This is a genomic window from Nocardia coffeae (genome assembly GCF_019890715.1).
In the GTDB taxonomy this organism is placed as follows: domain Bacteria; phylum Actinomycetota; class Actinomycetes; order Mycobacteriales; family Mycobacteriaceae; genus Nocardia; species Nocardia jiangxiensis.
Genome location: NZ_JAINZY010000001.1, coordinates 954,442 through 973,195, shown reverse-complemented (window position 1 = coordinate 973,195; position 18,754 = coordinate 954,442). Strand labels below are relative to the sequence as shown.

The window sequence follows — 18,754 nt, the reverse complement described above, 5'->3', positions numbered from 1 at the left end:
CGCCCGCTATCGCCCGGTCGTCAGCGCGAGTCTGCCTCGCGCATGGCCGTTTTCGCTGATGTGGTGGCCTCGGCGATCCGGGTGGTGGCTCAGTGGTCGGTTTGGATGCGCAGGGTGGTGATGGTGCTGGCCAGGCCCTCGTATTGGTTTGTGAGCAGGACGATTTCGATGAGGCGCTGCTCGTCGTAGTGGGTGGAGAGCGCGGACCAGGCGGCCTCGTCGATGTCGCGGGTGCGCACCAGCTGGTCTACGGCGGTCAGGAGGGCGCGTTCCTTGTCGGACCAGCCGGGGGCCTCGGGGCCTTCGCGGAGGCGGTCCAGGATCTCGCGGGTGACTCCGGCGCGTTTGCCCAGGCGGATGTGGTGGTCGGTCTCGTATTCGCAGTCGCGCAGGTGGGCCACGCGCAGGATGACCAGTTCGGTTTCGTAGCGGCGGAGCTTGCCGCCGGGCATCAGGCGGCCGGAGAAGTGCAGCCAGCCGCGGAACAGGCCGCCGGTGCGGCCCAGCGTGCTGAACAGATGGGCGTCGGGAGTGCCCGCTGCACGCGAAAGTACTTGCCAGGCAACCCAGTTCACCGGTCCGAGTTCACGCAGGCGGCCCGGTTCGATACGCGGCTTCGTCGTCACCATGCCTCACGCTAACAGGTGCCCGGGATCGGCGGCCAGAGGTGATGTACAGCGGCGTTCGCAGAAGCGTCCAGCGATCGGCGTTGCTTATTGACCATGTGGCCAATATTATTGTCTGCATGGTCAATAGCTCTGAGGTTCGTGATCTCCTGTGGCTCCGCCGTGCCGACGCGCTCGTTCGGGGCTACGTCGTCATCGTGTCGGCCACGATCGTGGCGCTGGCGGTGCTGTCGGTTGTCGATGCCGCCCAGGCGACGAAAGATGCCTGGGGTCATGCTGTGATCGTGATGTTGTTCGCCGTACTACTGCCGTTGCGAATGCGTTCCGCACGGTCGGGAAGTCGCTGGGCCTTGCGTGCCGTGGGGCTGATCGCCGCGGTCCTGTTTCTGGTCAATATCGTCGAAGCGCTTGTGCCGGAGATGTTTCCGGTGTGGATGCGGATCGAGATGATCGCCATCGCCGTACTCATGGCCGCGGTGGTCACCTGCGTGTCGATGCATGCCGCGCGGCGCGATGAGAACACTCTGGCGGACCGCTGATGGCGGAGCGTCCGGCGAGGCGGCGGTTGAGTCAGAGTGAGCGCGAGAACCAGATCATTCAGGCCACCATCCGGATCGTTGCCGAACGTGGTTACGCCGCAGCGAGTCTCGAGGCCGTCGCCGAGGTCGCAGGGGTTTCGAAAGGGCTGATCTCGCACTACTTCGGCGGCCGCGAGACGCTCATGCGCCGGACGGCGGAGGAAGCGCTCGGCGAAATCCGCAGAGCCGTAGCCGATTCGGTGGACATGTACGCGCCGCTTCCGCAAGTACTGCGGGAGACGATCCTCGCCGCAGCGCTCCTACCGCAGAACCACGCCGCGCGACTGCGGGCGCTTCAGCAGATCGTGCTCAACCTCAGAGATTCCGAGGGCGCGCAAATATTCACCGTGCACGACTACGAGGACACCTATGCCTCCCAGGAAGAGATGTTCCGACGCGGCCAGGACTCCGGCGATATCCGCTCCGACCTCGACCCGCGGATCCTGGCGGTGAGTTATCAAGGCGCCGTGGACGGCATGCTCGCCTATCTCGACGCCCACCCCTCGGTCGACCCGCACCACTATGCCGCGCAGTTCGCCACGGCATTTCTCGAAGGTCTGCAAGTCGGTGGCCGACACGATTCCGGATAACCATCCGAGGCGGAAATTGTTGCCGCCCAACCGGCATAGGAAATAGTGGCTGGACAATCAGGGGGAATACCGCAATGATCGCCCGGTACTGCTGTTCGATTCCGGGGTTGATTACATGTCATTGTTGGGAAAGTCCTTGGCGGCCATGGTTGTTGCGGCCAGTGGGATCCTTGTCGTGGTTGGGGCGGGGACCGCGAATGCTGCCGGAGATCTGTACGGCGCGATCGCTACCGGAATGGACCACGCCGGTTCGGCGGTCGACTACCCGAACCAGGCTGCCGCGGATAAGGCCGCTCTGGCCGCGTGTTCTCGGACGGGCGGGCGCGCGTGCGTTGTGCTGACTCGGATGCACAACGAATGCGGCTCACTGGTCGAAGAGGGCGTGCAGAACGCTGTGGGGCCCTTCGTCGTCTCGCCCACGCTGCGCTCCTTCTACACGGGAACCGGTCCGACGCGCGCTGCCGCGGAGCGGAAGGCGAAATCCGTCCCCGAACAAAGACTCGATGAGCCGTGGGCCTTGCGGGTCGTCAGGCCGGCGTTCGTGGTGGACACCGTGTGCACCGCCAACGCCGGGTGAATCGGCCGGTCGGGCTAGTAGGTTTTCGAATGCGGGAGCACCTGTGGCGCCTCGGGCGTGTACGTGTGCTGCTGCACGGCGGGCGCGGTGGGCTGAGCCTGTTCGGTGGGTGAGTCGGCGGTGACGAGTGAGGTTTCCACGGTCGGGGGTGTCGGGACAGCTTGCGTGGCGCTGGGGGCAGGTGTCGTCGTCGGCGTAACTTGTTGTGAGACAGGCGAAGACGTCGGCGTTGTGGCGGGTGTGGTCGGGTTGTCGCGCATCGCGTAGAGCACGCCCGCCACGCCGATGGCTGCCACCAGAACGCCCGAGCCTGCCGCAGTCGCGAGGCGTCTGGCCCGGGGCGAACGGTCGTCGCTGGTGCCCGGTTCCGTCGGGGGCGGTGGCTCCGGGGCATGGTCCGGGTGCGGAGGGCTCGGGGCGGTAGTCGGTGGCGGAGGTGTCGCGTCGCCTGCTGGTTGACCGGCGGTCGACGGCCGGGGCGTCGACTTGCCTACCGGGCGCGGGAGTGTGGGCACGGCGAGCGCTCGATCCGTGACCGGTCGTGGGGAGGCTGAACTTGCATCCGGTTGCGGGGAGGCCGGGGCGGCATCCGGTTGTGCGGATGCCCGGTCGGGGGCTGATGACGAGGGCGTCGGGTCGCCAACCGTTTGCCGAGGTGTCGGGTCGGCGGCTGGTGGCTGAGGTGTCGGGGTACCGGTTGGTGCGTGGTGGGTCGGTGTGGCGACCGGTGGTTGAGGCATCGGCGCGGCCGCCGGTTGCTGCGGTGTCGGGTCGGTGGAAAACGCAAGTGACCGTGGGGATTCCCAGCGCACGGTCACTGCGGCCGGTGTCAGGCAGCGGGTCGCCGCCTCGGCGAGGGCGGTGCAGGTGGCGTAGCGGTCCTGCGGTGATTTGGCCAGGGCCGTGGCGATCACGGCATCCAATTCGACGGGGAGTTCGGGGCGCAGGGCACGTGGTGCGGGTGGTGGGGCGGTCAGGTGTGCGCCGATCACGGCCGCTTGGTCCTTGCGCGGGAACGGGGGACGTCCGGTCAGCAACTGGTACAGGGTGCAGCCGAGGGAGTAGATGTCGGCGCGGCGGTCGGCGGGTGAATCGGTGAATCGTTCGGGGGCGGCATAGGCGAAGCTGGCGGCGATTCCGGACATGGTCACGGTGTCGTCGAGGGTGCGGGCGATGCCGAAATCGGTGAGTACCGCGCGCTCGTTGTGCCGGTGATCGGTCTCGATGAGCAGATTCGCCGGTTTCACGTCCCGGTGCAGCACCCCTTGGTCGTGCGCGTAATCCAGTGCGCGCGCGGCACCGTCGATCAGCCGCACACCGCGCTCGGGGGCCAGGCCGTCCGGATGTTCGCTCAATAGTGCGGCCGCGTCGCCGCCGCCGACATAGCGCATCGCCAGCCACAGATCCGGATCGTCGGCGGCATTGCGGTCGTAGACCGGGACGATATTGGGGTGATCGAGCCCGGCCGCGAGGTTCGCCTCGCGATCGAAGGCGAAGCGCGCCTTCGGATCCAGCGTGAAGGTGTCGGTGAGCACTTTCAGCGCCACCCGGCGGCGCAGACGCGGGTGTTTGGCCAGATACACCGTGCCCATCCCACCGGAGCCGAGCAGGCGCTCGATGGTGAACTCGTTGAACACAGCCCCCGGCTGCAAACCCACTACCGAACCTCCCCGACGCACACGTCGACCGCGCTGGTGAACTGTGCTGCGGCCCAGAGGGAATGTAGCGCAATCGACCTGGCAGTGTCCTCGACAATATTGTCGGCCGCATCGGCGACCGCGCCTGTTGCGGGAGATCGAATTGCGGTGCTCGTCGGTCGATCGTGCCGGTGCGTGCGTCGACGGGCTCGTGAATCGTCTTGCAGCTCAGTGGGAAATGTCCTCGCCCGATGCAGCCGCGACAGGAAACGCGCCTATCGCAACACGTACGGCGAGATGGAGCTGCGGTGTTCGCTGATGTCGAGGGTTTTGCCCAGGGGTGGGAAGGCGCGCTGGGGGCAGTTGGCGCGGGCGCAGACTCGGCAGCCGGCGCCGATCGGGGTCACCTGTGGGTCGTTGAGGTCCAGGCCGTCGGCGTAGACGACGCGTCCGGCGTGGCGGAGTTCGCAGCCAAGGCCGATGGCGAAGGTTTTGCTGGGTTCGCCGTAGCGGGTGGCGCGACGTTCGACGGTGCGGGCGATCCACAGGTAGCGGCGGCCGTCGGGCATCTGCGCGATCTGGGTCATGATCCGGCCGGGATAGGCGAAGGTCTCGTAGACGTTCCACAGCGGGCAGGTGCCACCGGAGGAGGAGAAGTGAAATCCGGTGGCGGACTGCCGTTTCGACATATTTCCCGCGCGGTCCACGCGCACGAAGGAGAACGGCACACCGCGCAGATTCGGGCGTTGCAGGGTGGACAGCCGATGGCAGATCGTTTCGTAGCTCTGCGTGAAATGCGCCGAGAGACGCTCGATGTCGTACCGGAAATCCTCGGCGATCTCGTGGAAATGCGAATACGGCAGCACGGTGGCGGCGGCGAAGTAGTTGGCCAGCCCCAATTTCGCCAGGATCCGGGTGTCCTCGGAGGCGAAATTGCCTTCTTCGACCAGTTTGTCGATCAGCTCGCCGCATTCCAGATAGGCCAGTTCGGCAGCGAGTTTGAACACCCGCTGTCCGCCCGAGAGGTGCGGGGCGATCTCGAGTCGCCCGGCCTCGGCGTCGAAACGGTGTAATACGCCCTCGCCCAGATCGATTCGCTCGATGATCTGCACGCCGTGCACGGTGGACAGTCGTCGGGCGATCTCGCGCTTGAGATCTCCGCCGTGGAAGCGCATGCGGTTGGTGAGTTCCTCTGCGGCGGTGTCCAGTTCGTGGATGTAGTTCTGCCGCTGATAGAAGAAGTCGCGAACCTCCTCGTGCGGGCGGGAGATCGCGCCCGAACCGCTGCCGTCGGAGAAGCGGTCCTCGGTGGCCGCGGCGAGCTGGGCGGTGGTGTTGCGGTAGCGGCGGTGCATGTTGACCATCGCGCGCGCGAGGCTCGGATGTGCGGAGACCATATCGGCGATCTCCTGCGCGTCGGCCTCGATCGCGAGCTCCTGGTCCATCACCACCTCCTGCAGCTCGGCGATCAGCCGGGTATCGTCCTGGGAGGAGAAGAAGCTGGTGTCGACGCCGAAGACCTCGCTGATGCGCAGCAGCACAGGGACCGTCAGCGGGCGCACGTCGTGCTCGATCTGGTTGAGGTAGCTCGCCGAGATCTCCAGCTTCTTGGCGAGCGACACCTGGCTCATGCCCCGCTCTGCGCGCAGCTGACGAAGCCGCGACCCGACATAAGTCTTGGCCATATGTCCAGTTTAGGAAGCCTTCGCAGCGTTGCCAATAGTTGATTAACAAAACCGCTGAGCTATATGTCACAGCCCCGGGTTACGGTCGGACTCGTGTTGCTCTCGGATGTCGTGGAAGCCTCGCAGACGGTGCGGGCGACTTCCTCGCGCAAACTCAAGATCACCACCCTGGCCGAGCTGCTCGTCCGGGCGGGCGATGACGAGCTGGCCCCGGTCGTCGCCTGGGTTTCGGGTGAGCCGACGCAGGGGCGGATCGGTGCGGGCTGGCGCACGCTGTCCACGATCGAGGCCGCCCCGGCCGCGGAATCGGCGCTGACGGTCGTCGAGGTGGAGCGCGCTCTGGACGAGTTGGCGGGGGCCGCGGGCAAGGGATCCTCGACCCGTCGCCAGGAACTGCTGACCTCGCTGTTGGGTGCGGCCACCGAGCCCGAGCGCGAGTTTCTGGTGCGGCTGCTGACCGGTGAGCTGCGTCAGGGAGCACTGGCCGCACTCGTCGCGGAAGCGGTGGCGAAAGCGGCCGAGGTGCCGGTGGAGCAGGTGCGCCGGGCGTACATGCTGTCCGGGCGGCTGCCGGTGACCGCGATGGCGGCCATGACCGGGGGTGCGGCCGCGCTCGCGGAGTTCGGCCTCGAGGTCGGGCGGCCGATCCGGCCCATGCTCGCCTCGCCCGGCGCGACGCTCGACGGAGCGATGGCCGAGTTCGACGGCGAGGTGAGCGTCGAGTACAAGCTGGACGGCGCGCGAATTCAGGTGCATCGCAGCGGATCCCAGGTGTGGGTGTTCACCAGGACATTGCGCGATATCACCGCCGGGGTGCCCGAGCTGGTTCGGTTGGTCACCGAATTGCCCTGTGACAGTGTCGTTCTCGATGGTGAGACGCTGGCATTGGACGATTCGGGTCGACCGCGGCCATTCCAGCAGACGATGAGCAGATTCGCGACCTCGGATGCCGCGCCGACCGTCGCTGGGCAGCCGATCACCTCGACGCGTGATCTGCTGCTGCATCCCTATTTCTTCGACTGCCTGCACCTGGACGGTGTGGATCTGCTCGATGCGCCGTTGTCCGAGCGTCGCGAGATGTTGTCGAAAGTAGCTGCTGCGCACAGCATTCCGGCAGTTGTCCGGCCGGACGCCGAGGCGGCCGCCGACTACTTCGACGCCGCCCTGGCCGCCGGGCACGAGGGGATCGTGATCAAATCGCTCGCCGCGCCCTACGCCGCCGGACGACGTGGCCGCGCCTGGCAGAAGATCAAACCCACGCACACGCTGGACCTGATCGTGCTGGGTGCGGAATGGGGATACGGCCGCCGCACCGGATACCTGTCCAATCTGCATCTGGGTGCGCGCGACCCCGACGGTGGCGAGCCGGTCATGGTCGGCAAGACCTTCAAGGGCCTCACCGATGCGCTGCTGCGCTGGCAGACCGAGGAATTCCCCCGGCACGAGCGCACCCGCGATGAACACACCGTCTACCTGCGGCCCGAGCTGGTGGTGGAGATCGCCCTGGATGGGGTGCAGGTCAGTTCCCGCTACCCGGGCGGCGCGGCACTGCGTTTCGCCCGGGTGGTGCGGTACCGCCCCGACAAGGAGCCCGCCGACGCCGACACCATGGATGCGATACGAGCCCTGCTGTAACTTTGGCCTCCGCTGTGTCTTCGGCCTCCGCTTCGCTCCGGCGGGTTCGCGGCCCCCTGGGTCTCACCGGTCGGCCCCGTGTCGGGCACTCGTTCCTCGCACCCGCCACGCGTCCGACCGGCGAGACGGGCCGCGAACAGGTTGGCGTTGACCAGAGGTGCTTGAACGAGGTGCGAGGGGTGTTGTTCTGGGCCCGGGAGTCAGGCGAGATGGGGTGTGGCCATAGCTGAGAATAGTGGTTCTAGCTGCGGGTATTGATTGCCAGTTTATTCACAGATTTCTCGCGGTCGTTCTCGAGGTAGTAGGCGCAGGATCAGTAGTTGTCGGGTTCGACCGGCGCGGATCAACTGCCCTGATCCGTCATCCCAGCCATCGGCGGCGCTGCACACCCTCGCCAGCGCCGCCGTTCGGCGCCCCCGGCCATCTCTCGGCAAACTTATCAGTGTCTTCTCAGGTGAAAGCCCTGGTCGCCGCCGCTGCTCGCAGGCACAATCACTGGTGGGGGACAGACCATTTTCCCGCTGCCGGCGCCGTTGAACCTTGGCCGCGGCGCCGGCAGCAACTTTTCGGTATCGCATCGTGGCACCTTCGAGGGCGCTACCTCACCTAGGGCTCGTATTCGTGATGGTCGCTCAGATCCGGTAGCCGGCAGCGTCCCGCGACGACCTCCGCCGCCAGATCGTCGTAGGCCACGGCCAGTTGACTCAGGCGTCGCCAGGCATCGCTGATCACCCATTCCGGTGCGGTGGTCAGGGTCAGGTAGGCCAGCGCCGAGAACTGCGCCAGCCGGTCGACCACGGTGCCCACCGTCTCGGTGTGCAATCGCACACCGCGATGGGCATGGGGTAGCTCCCGCGCGACCCAGCGATCGATCTCGTGCACCAGGTGCGCTCTGCGCCGATCGATATCGGCGGCGACCCCGGGACTCGCATCGAGTCGCTGTTCGTGCAACTCGGCCAGCCGGCACGCGGACTGCAGCACGAGGTTTTCCCCGTGCGGCAGACCCCGGCAGGCGTCCAGCAGCAGGTTCTTGGGTGGGAGTGGTTCCACGCCGGTTTATATTGCCCGCCAAATATTTCCGAATAGCAACGGAAGGTGGGACGTGGTCAGACCAGGTCGACGCGGACGCCTGCCTCGCGGATCGCGGTGATGGCGTCGGGGTCCGCCGCGGTATCGATGACCAGGATGTCGATGTCCTCGATGGGGCAGATGCGGGCCAGGGCGGTGGTTTCGAGTTTCTCGGCGGTGGCCACGACGACGACGCGGTCGGCGCGACGCACCATTTCCGCGTTGATACCGGACTCGTCCAGGTGGCGACCCTGGGCACCGCCCACGGCGGTGATGGCGTTGACGCCGAGAATCAAGGTGTCCAAATGCAATTGGGCCATGGCACGCTCGGCCAGCGGACCGTGCAATTCGTAGGATTCCCGCCGGGCCTGGCCGCCGATGCAGATGGTGCGCAGGTGCGGACGCAGGACCAGTTCGCCCGCGATGTTCAGCGCGTTGGTGACGATGGTCATCGGATTGTCCGCCGAGGTCGGCAGATCCGGGCGACCGGCCAGGGCGCGGGCCACCGCCGTGGTGGTGGTGCCGCCGTTGAGGCCCACCACCTCGCTCGGATTGACCAGCGCCGCAGCATATTCCGCGACGCGCTGTTTGGGCTCGTCGCCGTTGCCGCGATAGCGCGCGGGCAGATCGTAGGCGACCGAGGTCGCCACGATGCCGCCGTGCGTGCGGGTGGCCAGCTGCTGATCGGCCAGCGAGGTGAAGTCGCGGCGGATGGTGGCGGGGGAGACCGAGAGGATCGCCGCCGCCTCCTCCACCGTCAGCCGCCCGGACTCGGACAGCAACTCCAGCAATCGATTCCAGCGCTGGGAACGGTCTGCCGCGGCGGTCATTTCACGCTTCCCGCGGTCAGACCCGCGACCAAGCGCTTCTCGATGAACGCGAACAGGATGACGACGGGCACCACGCCGACAGTAGAGACGGCGAACACGTACTGCCAAGCCGTGTCGTACTGCCCGATGAACTTGGTCAGCGCCACCGACAGCGGCTGGTTCTCCGGCGTGGTGAGAATGACCAGGCTGGCGGCGAATTCGTTCCAGCAGGAGACGAAGGCGAAGATGGTCGCGGTGACGATGCCCGGCCACACCAGCGGCAGGCTCACCCGGGTCAGGGTCTGCATTCGGTTGAGCCCGTCCAGTTGCGCGGCCTCCTCGATCTCCACCGGCACCGAGGCGAAGAAACTGTGCAGGATCCACACCGCGAAGGACAGATTGAACGCGGCGTTGACCAGGATCATCGCCAGCCAGGTGTCGTTGATGCCGAGCGCGAAGAACTCCCGGATCAGGCCCGTCACCAGGACCACGGGTTGCAGCATCTGGGTGACCAGGACCAGGCCGAGGAAGGCGAGCTTGCCCGGAAAGCGCCGTCGCGCAGTGTAATACCCGGCGGGGATCGCCACCAGCAGCACGATCACCGTGGCGCACACCGAGATCACGATGGTGCTGACCATGTTGAACGGCAGCGGAGTTTCCGGTGTGTGCCACATACTGCCGTAGTTGCCCGGACTCCACTGGTGCGGCAGATAACTCGGCGGGATGTGCAGGATCTCCGACCGCGGCTTGAGCGAGCCGAGCACCATCACGATGTACGGGATCAGGAAGATCACGGCGATAACGATGCCGACGACGGTGAGATCCCAGCGCCGTCGCGGGCGTTTCGTCCTGGTGGTCGAAACAGATTGCGCGGCAGCGGATTCGGGGGAATCGAATCCCGTCGTCGCGGCCGGTGATTGTGCGGTCATCGCGCTTCCTCCCCGGCCGGACGGATCAGTTTCATGTAGATCACGATGATCACCGCGATCAGCGCGAAGTTCAGCACGCTCAGCGCGGCGGCGGTGTTCAGCTCCTGATTCTGCTGAATCAGTTTGAAGGTCAACGTCGTCGTGGTGTCCGCGCCGAATCCGGCGATACTGCCGGTCAGCACCTGCAGGATGGGCAGCGAGTTGAACACGTTGATGATGTTGATGATCGCCGCGACCGCGATCGCCGGACGCAACTGCGGCAGCGTCAGGTAGCGGTACCGCTGCCACGCGCCCGCGCCGTCCACCCGGCCCGCCTCACCCAGCTCGGCCGGAATCGATTGCAGCCCGGCGAGAATGGTGTAGGTGGTGAACGGGATCGATACGAACACCGCGACCCCGATCGCGACCAGGAAGGCCGGCCCCGCCTGTTTGGTGAAGCCGAATCCCCGGTGCAGCACCCCGATGTCGACCAGGAAGCGGTTGGCGATCCCGACGTCCGGATCGAGCATGTACGCGAAGACCGTCGTGGTCATCACGACCGAGGCCGCCCACGGCACCAGCACCGCCAGCCGGACCGCGGTGCGGCCCGGGAACTCCTTGTTCAGGAATTGCGCCAGCGCCGCGGACAGCACCAGCGTGATCAGCACGACCGCGACCACCCACACGACCGTGTGCCCCAGCACGCTGCCCAGCGCGCTGATCCCGAACAGCCTGCGGTAGTTGGCCGTTCCCGCCGGGCCCAGATCCTGCCCGTACGAGGTGAGCTTGCGGGTGGAGGTCCAGATCATGTAGGCGGCGGGGAACGCCACGATCGCGGCGATCAGCACCAGTGCCGGGCCGATCCACGGCAACGCACGCAGCGTTGCCATGGATCGGCGCGGCGTGGATGCCGCCGGGGCGCTGGTCAACTCGCCGCCTGCTGAATGGCTTTCAGCACCGTCGCGGGATCGGCGCCCTGGGTGACGGTGCCCAGCTGCTGCTTCATCGCGCCCTCCACCTTGGCCCACTTCGGGTTGTTGCTCGGGTAGAACTTGGCCACCGGAAGCGTTGCGCCGAACGCCTTCACGACCGGATCATCGGCCATGGCCTGCGCGCCGCTGGTGGTCACGGGGATGAAGTGCTCGGCCTTGACGAACGTGGCGTAGTTCTTCGACTGGTAGAAGAAGTCCAGGAACTTCTTGATCGCCGGACGCTTGTCGACCTTCTTCTTGAAGGCCATCAGATGATCGGCGACGCCGAGGGTGACCGGCGCGCCGTCCTTCGTCGGGGTCGGCGCGGTGGCGTACTTCAGGCCCGGGTTCTTCTGCTGGATCATGTTGATCACCGGCGGCAGGCCCTCGATCATGCCGATCTTGCCCTGGATGAAGACGTTGATCAGCGGGGTGCGATCGGTCGCGCCCGGATTCGGTTGTGTCGCACCGGCATCGGCGATCGCCTTGATCGCCTGGACGCCCTCGAGGTTCTGCGGGGTGTCGATGGTGAGGTTGTTACCGTCGGACCAGTTGCCGCCCGCGCCGAACGTCCACAGCGACGTCTCGGCCTGGGTCTCCTCCTGGCCCAGGGGCAGGCCGTAGCCGGAGATGCCGCCGCCGAGGGCCTGGATCTTCTTCGCGTCGTCGGTCAGCTCGGCCCAGGTCTTCGGGGGCGCGGCGATACCCGCCTTCGCGAACAGGTCGGTGTTGTAGAACAGTGTGCGCGTGGAGGCGAACAGCGGCAGGGCCCACTGGGTACCGTTCATCGAGGCGTTCTCGACGAAGCTGTGCTGCAGATCGCCCAGTACCGGCGCGTCGGCGATATCGCTTGCGGGGTAGAGCTTTCCGTCCGAGGCGTAGGTGGAGTAGGCGTCGATGTTGAGCAGATCGGGCGTGCTGGACTCGGATTGCAGGTCGGTGCGGACCACGTCGGGGATCTGCTTCCACGACTCCATCTGCAGGTCGACCTTGATGCCCGGGTTCTGCTTCTCGAAATCGGCGATGATCGAATCCCATTCGGCCTTCGTGCCGTCGCTGTAGATCGGCGCCAGGAAGGTGATCGTATTGGGATCGTCGGAGTTGGATTTACCTCCGCCGAACCCACAGGACGAGACGGTCAGCGCCAGGCCGGTGGCCAGCGCGAGCGCGGACAACGCGCCGCGGAGTGGACGTTTCACGAGAGAACCTTTCAATGCTGCACACCCGGCGGGACGAACGCGGATGATGAAGCGAACGGGTCGATTGGTCCGAATCTAGCCCACTCGGTGATCGAATGTGACCGTTTCGAATGTAAAGTTGACATGAACGATCATCGGGGCGATTCTGGTGGCGTGCCGACCTCCGCCGATCGAAACGCCCCGATTCCGCCGCTTCCCGAGACCCATCTGGCCGCCGAGGTGGTCACCCAGCCCGACGACTGGACGCGCGCCGCGCGGACCGCCGCCGACCATGCCGCGCTGCTGCCGCAGCCGGGTGAGCGAGTGGCCGTGATCGGTTGCGGCACCTCGTATTTCATGTCGCGGGCGATCGCCGCGCTGCGTGAATCCGCCGGGCAGGGACTCACCGACGCCTGGCCCGCCGGTCAGGTGCGCAGCCGGGAGTACGACCGCTACCTGGTGATCTGCCGTTCGGGCACCACGACCGAGGTGCTCGAGGCGATGCGCGCCCTGCCCGACGGCGTGCCGCGCGCGGTGATCTGCTCGAGTCCGGGCACGCCCGTGCTCGAGCTGGCCGATCCGATCCTGATCGCCGATGTGGACGAGCAGTCGGTGGTGCAGACCCGTTTCGCCACCACGGCGCTGGCGATGCTGCGGTGGCATCTGGGCGAGGATCTCGCACCGGTGATCGCGCAGGCGCGCGAGGTGCTCGCCGAGGATCTCGCCGAATCGCTGGCCGCGGTGCGCTCGGCCGAGCAGATCAGTTTCGTCGGAATGGGTTTCGCGGCGGCCGTCGCCGACGAGGCCGGGCTGAAACTGCGCGAATCCTGTCAGTCCTGGACCGAGGGATATCTGGCCACCGAATGGCGGCACGGTCCGGTCAGCATCGCCGCGCCGGGGCGCGCGGTGTGGGCGTTCGGGCCGGTGCCGTCCGGTCTGGCGCAGGACGTCGCGGCCACCGGTGCGCATTTCGAACATCGCGATATCGATCCGATGGCCGATCTGGTGCGCGTGCACCGGCTGTGCCAGGTGCGCGCGGCCGATCTGGGGCTGGATCCCGATCACCCGCGCAGCCTGAACCGTTCGGTGATCCTGGGCTGACGGGTCAGTGGTGCGCACTCCCGCCCCGGCGGATCCGGTCCTGGCCGTGGACGTCGGCGGGACGACGATCAAGGCCGAAATCACCGATGGCGCAGGCGAAGTGCTCAGCAGCGGAACAGTCGCGACGCCGCCCGGTGCGGCGGCCTTCGATGCCGTGGGCGCGCTGGGCGACCGGTTGCTCGCGGAACTACCTGCCGGACAACGTGATCGAGTGATGCGAGCCGCGGTCATCCTGCCCGGCATCGTGGATCCGGAGCGTTCGCTGGCCGTGTTCAGCAGTAATGTCGGGTGGCGGGATGTGAAGGTGGGCAGTCGATTCACCGATCGCTGGGATATGCCGGTGCTGATCGAACACGATGTCGCGGTGGCGGGCTGGGCCGAATGGCGATACGGCGCGGGTCGCGGCTGTGACGACGTGTGCGTCCTGATTCTGGGGACGGGAATCAGCGGAACCCTGTCGGTCGGCGGGCGGCTGGTGCGCGGTGCGGCCGGTCAGGCCGGGGAGTACGGGCATATTCCGGTGCGTCATCGGGACGGGCTGCGCTGCCCGTGCGGGAATGTCGGGTGTGTGGAGACGGTGGCCTCGGGTGCGGCCATCGCCCGTGCCTACACCGCTCGTACCGGACATGAAACAGCCGGAGCCGAAACAGTTTTCGCGGTTCTGGACAGCGATCCGGATGCGCGCGCGGTGGTCGCGGACGCGATCGACGCCCTCGCCGAGGGATTGTTCGGCGTCATCCACGCGACCTGTCCGGAACTGGTCGTGCTGGGCGGCGGTCTGGCCCGCGCGGGTGCCGTGCTGACCGGTGCGCTGCAGGATCGGCTGACCGAACTACTGCGGGTGGCCCCCGTGCCGCGGGTGGTGCTGGGGGAGTTCGGCGCGCGCGCCGGGCTGGTCGGTGCCGCCCGATATGCCCGCTCGGGCACGTTGGATTGAACCACCGCCGCAACAGTCCTGGTCGAAATTGCCGAATGGTTGCGGCACGGGGAGTCCGGGCGGGTACGGTTCGAGCGCGGGCATCGACGCAGGTGGTGCGCGGGCGCGTGATGGACGAGGTGATGGTGTGAACCGAGAGCCGCAGACCCGGCTGCGGGGCCGGATCGTCGCGGCGTCGAATTCGTTCGACGACGGCGTTGTCACGTTCCGGGACGAGCGGATCGTCGCGGTGGAATCCTTCGCGTCCTGGTCTGCCGCACATCCGGACATCTCGCCGCCACCCTTCGCCGGGACGGTGATTCCGGGCCTGGTCGACATCCACAATCACGGCGGATTCGGGCATCGGTTCGATACGACCGATCCGGACGAGGCGCGCGCTGCGGCGGAATACCACCTGCGTAACGGCACCACGACCGTATTGGCCGGGATCGTCACGGCCCCGCCGGAGGAGATGGTCGCCCAGACCGCGATGCTGAGCGAGCTGGCCGCCGCGGGGGTGATCGCGGGCGTGCACGCCGAGGGGCCGTTTCTGTCGGAGGTGCGCTGCGGCGCGCAGGATCCGAGATATCTGCGGGATCCGGATCCGGCCCTGATCGATCGGCTGCTCGCGGCCGGAGGCGGATGGCTGCGGGTGATGACCATCGCCCCGGAGCGTGCCGGATTCCGTGCGGCGGTCGAGCGGCTCGTCGCCGCCGGGGTCGTCGTCGCGCTGGGGCATAGCGACGCGCAGTTCGACGAGTTTCGGAATGCCTTGTCGCCCAATGGATTCGGAACGCTCGTTACTCACCTGGCGAACGGTATGCCGGCGCTGCACCACCGCGCGCCGGGCCCCGTCGCCGCCTCGCTGGTGGCCGCGGCGCACGGCGATGTGGTGGTGGAGTTGATCGGGGACGGCGTGCACGTCGACGCCGGATTCGGCGCACTGGCCTTCGCGACCGCGCCCGAGCGTGTGGCGTTGATCACCGATGCGATGCAGGCGGCCGGACTGCCCGACGGGGAGTACCGGCTCGGCCCGCAGGCGGTGCGGGTCAGCGGCGGGGTGGCGCGGGTCGCGAGCGGGTCGATCGCCGGTGGCACGTCGACGCTGCTGGACTGCCTGCGCTGGGCGGTACGCGAATGCGGCGTCGCCCTGCCCGATGCGGTGCGCGCCGCGACCCGCACGCCGGCCGAGGCGGTGGGGCTGGACGACGTCGGTGATCTCGCGGCCGGACGATACGCGGACATCCTGGTACTCGACGAGGACATGGGGTTGCGTCGAACCCTGCGACGAGGAAGGTAGTTGACGTGATCCTGACCGTGACCATGAACCCCGCCTACGACATGACCTATCGTGTGGAGCGTTTCGAGCGGGGCCGGGAGCATCGTGTGCTGTCGGTCGAGCAGCGCATCGGCGGTAAGGGGATCAACGTCTCACGCGTGCTCAATCAGCTGGGAAAGTATTCGCGGGCAACCGGTTTCGCCGATCACATGTTCTCCGCGACCGCCGAGCTCGAGCTGCCGGTGGATTTCGTGCACGCGCTGCCGTGGATCCGGCGCACCGTGGTGATCAGCGAATCCGGCGACGGGACGGCCACCTCGCTGTGGGAGCCGGGCGCGCGGCTGAACGAACCGTATGCGGTCGATCAACTGAAGGTCCGGGTCGCGGGCATGCTGAACGATTCCGGGGGGATGGTGGTGTCCGGATCGCTGCCGGGCGGGGTGGCCGACGGAGTTCCGGCCGAGCTGGCGCGCACGGCGCTCGCGGCCGGGGTGCCCACGATCTGCGATGTGGACGGGCGGGCGTTGGAGCTGGCCGCGGAGGTGCCCGGCGTCGTCCTGATGCCCAATCGCGACGAACTCGAGCGGCTGACCGGGGCGTCGGCGGATACCGCGCAGGAGGTGGTGGCCGCGGTGCGGCCACTGATCGAGCGCGGGGTGCGCGCGGTGGTCGCCACTCGCGGTGCGCGGGGCATGGTCGCGGTCACCGCGTCGGGGGCCTGGTCGGCGGTGTCGCCGGAACCGATGGCGGGCAATCCCACCGGCGCGGGTGATGCCGCGGCCGCCGCCGTCATCGCCGCACTCGCCGCCGCTCCCGAACCGGACTGGGCCGCGCTCGTGGCCGATGCGGTCGCGACTTCTGCTGCGGCCGTGGTGATTCCGGTCGCCGGGGAGATCGATCGGGCGTTGCGCGAGCGGCTCGCGCCGGACGTCGTCGTCACCGAGGTCGAGGTCGTGTCCGGGGGGACCGCTTCGTGAAACTCGTCGTCTTCGTATCGGGGGTCGCATCGCAGGAGGTTGCCGCATGACCCTGATTCCCGTGCCGGAGTTGCTCACCGCCGCCGAACCGGGTGGGCTCGGGGCGTTCAACGTGATCGCCCTGGAACATGCCGAGGCCATCGCGGCTGCCGCCGAGGCGGCGAAACGTCCTGCCATCCTGCAGATCTCGGAGAACACCGCGCGGTATCACGGTGGGCTGCGGCCGCTGGCGCGCGCGTGCCTGCAGATCGCCGCGGACAGCACGGCCGCGCTCGCGGTGCATCTGGATCACGCCACCTCGCACGAATTGATCCGTGCGGCAGTGGAGGTCGGCGTGCGATCGGTCATGTACGACGGGTCGCGCCTGGACTACGACGAGAATGTCCGCAGCACAGCGGAAATCGCGTCCTGGTGCCGGGAGCGCGAGGTCTTCGCCGAGGCCGAACTGGGTGAGGTGGGCGGTAAGGACGGTGCGCATGCGCCGGGTGTGCGCACCGATCCGGACGAGGCGGTCGAATTCGTCGCGGCCACCGGCGTGGACGCGCTGGCCGTCGCGGTGGGGTCCTCGCATGCCATGCAGACCCGCGACGCGGTTCTGGACGACGATCTCATCGCCCGGCTGGCCGCGAAGGTGCCGGTGCCCCTCGTACTGCACGGTTCCTCGGGGGTGCCCGACACCGGGCTGCATTCGGCGGTGCACTCGGGCATGCGCAAGATCAATATCGCGACCCGGCTGAATATCGTTCTGGCGCAGTCGGTTCGCGCGGAACTCACCGCCGACGCATCACTGTCCGATCCGCGCCGGTACCTCGGACCCGGACGCCGTGCCGTGCAGCAGGAGATCGAACACCTGCTGCGCGTGCTCGGTTAGTCGACCTGCTGAGGGTCGGGGCGCAGTGCGACCACGGCGATCAGCGCGACCATCGGGATCGTCACGGCCAGGCTCACCCATCCGGTGCCCAGGCGCAGTCCGTCCGAACGGTCGGCGGCCAGCCAGTCGGTGGCCGACGCGCCCAGCGGCCGAGTCACGACATAGGACGCCCAGAACGCCGGGATCGCGCCGAGTCCGGCCCAGCGGTGCGCGATCGCCGGAATCGCGATGACCACCGCGAACAGCACCGTCGAGGGGAGATAGCCGAGGTGCATCTTGCCCGCGGTCAGATCCCCGGCCGCGGTGCCGAGCGCGAAGGTGATCATCACCGTCGCCCAGTAGAACGCCTCCCGTCGCCGGGTGGTGATGCTGTGCACGGACAGCGTCTTCTCGCAGGCGTACCAGAGCCCGAAGACCGCCCCCAGCAGCACGAGGAAGGCGATCGTCGTGACCGGTAGCGGAACGCCGAGCTTGAAATCCACTATGTCGGCCACCATCGTGCCGAAGATGCTGACCATCACCACGGCGGTCCAGTAGATCCACGCCACATAACGCCGACTGCGGAATTGCGCGACCAGGGCGACGATCAGCGCCACCCCCGCGCCGCCCACGGCGAGCTCCGGCGGTAGCTGTGAGACCAGGAAATCGGAGAAGGTCTCACCCATTCCCGTGGAGAGCACCTTGATCACCCAGAACGATGCGGTGATCTCGGGAACTTTGGTCGCGAGCGCACGCGCGGGCGAAATGGCAACTGGCACAGGATTCGTCACGTCCGCACGGTGCCCGAGCAGCGCTGAGATTTCACTGTGAGCGACCTGGGCGGCGTTCCCAGGTTCGTGGTTCCCGTGTTCGGGTGTGCGGGCCGGTGGCGTGCCGCCGGGATGTCGGCCCGGTCCGGCGGTAGGGTTCGCCTCGAGTTCGCTGTGCTGAGAATCGATCCTGCTGGATGGGAGAGATGATGTCCGACAAGGGGGTTGAGGCAGAGGAGTTCGAGGCCGCCCGGATGCCGGGGACCGTGCGGGTCGCGCGGCTGCTGGCGTGGGCGATGGCGGTGATCGGGCTGGTGTGCGTGGCCTCGGCGGGGTGGCTGTTCGGGGCGCGGTCGGCGGGGATCACCGCGTTGCTGTTCGTGCCGAGCTGGCTGCTGGGGTTGCTGGCGCTGGCGTTCGGGGCGGTCGGCGACGGAATTCGGGTCACGGCGGTGTTGCTGGCCGTATTGAACATGCTGTGGACCGTGCCGTCGATTCCGGCCGGGCGTCCGCCCGGATGGCTGGGACCGGCGAGCGCGATCGTGCTGGTCGTGCTGTTGTTCCGGCGTTCGGCGCGGGCGTGGTTCGCGGGCGAGTGA

General features: G+C 67.5%; 19 protein-coding genes. 10 read left to right on the top strand and 9 right to left on the bottom strand.

The window, feature by feature from the left end; translation table 11 throughout:
• Window positions 1–89 precede the first annotated feature (89 nt).
• The gene (locus K7711_RS04205; RefSeq protein WP_222964995.1) at window positions 90–629 is read right to left on the bottom strand and encodes a carboxymuconolactone decarboxylase family protein; all 540 of its coding nucleotides are present in this window, start codon (window positions 627–629) and stop codon (window positions 90–92) included.
• Window positions 630–670: 41 nt separating this feature from the next.
• Between K7711_RS04205 and K7711_RS04200 the strand changes: the two genes are divergently transcribed.
• From K7711_RS04200 to K7711_RS04190, 3 genes are all read left to right on the top strand, one after another.
• Window positions 671–1,165, top strand: a complete 495-nt coding sequence (locus K7711_RS04200) for a hypothetical protein (RefSeq protein WP_222964993.1) — start codon at window positions 671–673, stop codon at window positions 1,163–1,165.
• 26 nt (window positions 1,166–1,191) lie between these two features.
• The gene (locus K7711_RS04195) at window positions 1,192–1,794 is read left to right on the top strand and encodes a TetR/AcrR family transcriptional regulator (RefSeq protein ID WP_222964991.1); all 603 of its coding nucleotides are present in this window, start codon (window positions 1,192–1,194) and stop codon (window positions 1,792–1,794) included.
• A 115-nt stretch (window positions 1,795–1,909) separates the two neighbouring features.
• The gene (locus K7711_RS04190; RefSeq protein WP_222964989.1) at window positions 1,910–2,371 is read left to right on the top strand and encodes a DUF4189 domain-containing protein; all 462 of its coding nucleotides are present in this window, start codon (window positions 1,910–1,912) and stop codon (window positions 2,369–2,371) included.
• Between the two features lie 14 nt (window positions 2,372–2,385).
• Here K7711_RS04190 and K7711_RS04185 read toward each other — a convergent pair whose 3' ends face one another.
• Together K7711_RS04185 and ramB are read right to left on the bottom strand one after the other, a co-directional pair.
• Window positions 2,386–4,029 carry a serine/threonine-protein kinase gene (locus K7711_RS04185; protein WP_222964987.1) on the bottom strand — a complete coding sequence of 548 codons (1,644 nt, stop codon included), beginning with the start codon at window positions 4,027–4,029 and terminating at the stop codon, window positions 2,386–2,388.
• 254 nt (window positions 4,030–4,283) lie between these two features.
• Entirely contained in the window at window positions 4,284–5,693 is a 1,410-nt protein-coding gene (gene ramB, locus K7711_RS04180; protein ID WP_222964985.1) for an acetate metabolism transcriptional regulator RamB, read from the bottom strand.
• Between the two features lie 93 nt (window positions 5,694–5,786).
• On the opposite strand from ramB, the gene K7711_RS04175 reads away from it, so the two are divergent.
• Window positions 5,787–7,328, top strand: coding sequence for an ATP-dependent DNA ligase (locus K7711_RS04175; RefSeq protein WP_222964983.1), 1,542 nt, complete (start codon window positions 5,787–5,789; stop codon window positions 7,326–7,328).
• A gap of 606 nt (window positions 7,329–7,934) precedes the next feature.
• On the opposite strand, the gene K7711_RS04170 is transcribed toward K7711_RS04175, so the two are convergent.
• From K7711_RS04170 to K7711_RS04150, 5 genes are read right to left on the bottom strand one after another with little or no spacing between them, the layout of a single operon-like run.
• Window positions 7,935–8,378 (bottom strand): DUF4254 domain-containing protein, encoded by a 444-nt coding sequence (locus K7711_RS04170; RefSeq protein WP_040828245.1) that lies wholly within the window; start codon window positions 8,376–8,378, stop codon window positions 7,935–7,937.
• A gap of 56 nt (window positions 8,379–8,434) precedes the next feature.
• Window positions 8,435–9,226 (bottom strand): DeoR/GlpR family DNA-binding transcription regulator, encoded by a 792-nt coding sequence (locus tag K7711_RS04165; protein WP_222964981.1) that lies wholly within the window; start codon window positions 9,224–9,226, stop codon window positions 8,435–8,437.
• Window positions 9,223–10,134, bottom strand: coding sequence for a carbohydrate ABC transporter permease (locus K7711_RS04160; RefSeq protein ID WP_222964979.1), 912 nt, complete (start codon window positions 10,132–10,134; stop codon window positions 9,223–9,225). The genes K7711_RS04165 and K7711_RS04160 overlap by 4 nt, the downstream gene beginning before the upstream one ends.
• Entirely contained in the window at window positions 10,131–11,042 is a 912-nt protein-coding gene (locus tag K7711_RS04155) for a carbohydrate ABC transporter permease (protein WP_235746547.1), read from the bottom strand. The genes K7711_RS04160 and K7711_RS04155 overlap by 4 nt, the downstream gene beginning before the upstream one ends.
• Window positions 11,039–12,283: an extracellular solute-binding protein gene (locus tag K7711_RS04150; RefSeq protein ID WP_222964976.1), complete on the bottom strand. Its 1,245-nt coding sequence runs from the start codon at window positions 12,281–12,283 to the stop codon at window positions 11,039–11,041. Before K7711_RS04150 ends, K7711_RS04155 begins: the two co-directional genes overlap by 4 nt.
• A gap of 153 nt (window positions 12,284–12,436) precedes the next feature.
• On the opposite strand from K7711_RS04150, the gene K7711_RS04145 reads away from it, so the two are divergent.
• The 5 genes from K7711_RS04145 to K7711_RS04125 all read left to right on the top strand — a co-directional run bounded on the left by K7711_RS04145 (window position 12,437) and on the right by K7711_RS04125 (window position 17,406).
• Window positions 12,437–13,363 (top strand): SIS domain-containing protein, encoded by a 927-nt coding sequence (locus K7711_RS04145; protein WP_308014455.1) that lies wholly within the window; start codon window positions 12,437–12,439, stop codon window positions 13,361–13,363.
• Window positions 13,364–13,373: 10 nt separating this feature from the next.
• Complete coding sequence (locus K7711_RS04140) at window positions 13,374–14,300, top strand: ROK family protein (protein ID WP_222964972.1); 927 nt, start codon at window positions 13,374–13,376, stop codon at window positions 14,298–14,300.
• Between the two features lie 127 nt (window positions 14,301–14,427).
• Window positions 14,428–15,579 carry an N-acetylglucosamine-6-phosphate deacetylase gene (gene nagA, locus K7711_RS04135; RefSeq protein WP_308014454.1) on the top strand — a complete coding sequence of 384 codons (1,152 nt, stop codon included), beginning with the start codon at window positions 14,428–14,430 and terminating at the stop codon, window positions 15,577–15,579.
• Window positions 15,580–15,584: 5 nt separating this feature from the next.
• The gene (locus K7711_RS04130; RefSeq protein WP_308014453.1) at window positions 15,585–16,535 is read left to right on the top strand and encodes a hexose kinase; all 951 of its coding nucleotides are present in this window, start codon (window positions 15,585–15,587) and stop codon (window positions 16,533–16,535) included.
• 46 nt (window positions 16,536–16,581) lie between these two features.
• Entirely contained in the window at window positions 16,582–17,406 is an 825-nt protein-coding gene (locus K7711_RS04125; protein WP_222964968.1) for a class II fructose-bisphosphate aldolase, read from the top strand.
• Here the strand turns inward: K7711_RS04125 and K7711_RS04120 are convergent.
• Complete coding sequence (locus K7711_RS04120) at window positions 17,403–18,176, bottom strand: COG4705 family protein (RefSeq protein ID WP_308014451.1); 774 nt, start codon at window positions 18,174–18,176, stop codon at window positions 17,403–17,405. The genes K7711_RS04125 and K7711_RS04120 overlap by 4 nt on opposite strands.
• Window positions 18,177–18,364: 188 nt before the next feature.
• Between K7711_RS04120 and K7711_RS04115 the strand changes: the two genes are divergently transcribed.
• A complete protein-coding gene (locus tag K7711_RS04115) occupies window positions 18,365–18,754 on the top strand; it encodes a hypothetical protein (RefSeq protein WP_222964966.1) in 390 nt (129 codons plus the stop codon).

What these genes read in the sequence shown, in the direction of transcription:
- K7711_RS04165 (WP_222964981.1), bottom strand. Translation starts at nt 9,226, where the DNA reads ATGACCGCCGCGGCAGACCGTTCCCAGCGCTGGAATCGATTGCTGGAG.
- K7711_RS04160 (WP_222964979.1), bottom strand. Translation starts at nt 10,134, where the DNA reads ATGACCGCACAATCACCGGCCGCGACGACGGGATTCGATTCCCCCGAA.
- K7711_RS04205 (WP_222964995.1), bottom strand. Translation starts at nt 629, where the DNA reads ATGGTGACGACGAAGCCGCGTATCGAACCGGGCCGCCTGCGTGAACTC.
- K7711_RS04125 (WP_222964968.1), top strand. Translation starts at nt 16,582, where the DNA reads ATGACCCTGATTCCCGTGCCGGAGTTGCTCACCGCCGCCGAACCGGGT.
- ramB (WP_222964985.1), bottom strand. Translation starts at nt 5,693, where the DNA reads ATGGCCAAGACTTATGTCGGGTCGCGGCTTCGTCAGCTGCGCGCAGAG.
- K7711_RS04115 (WP_222964966.1), top strand. Translation starts at nt 18,365, where the DNA reads ATGTCCGACAAGGGGGTTGAGGCAGAGGAGTTCGAGGCCGCCCGGATG.
- K7711_RS04190 (WP_222964989.1), top strand. Translation starts at nt 1,910, where the DNA reads ATGTCATTGTTGGGAAAGTCCTTGGCGGCCATGGTTGTTGCGGCCAGT.
- K7711_RS04200 (WP_222964993.1), top strand. Translation starts at nt 671, where the DNA reads ATGTACAGCGGCGTTCGCAGAAGCGTCCAGCGATCGGCGTTGCTTATT.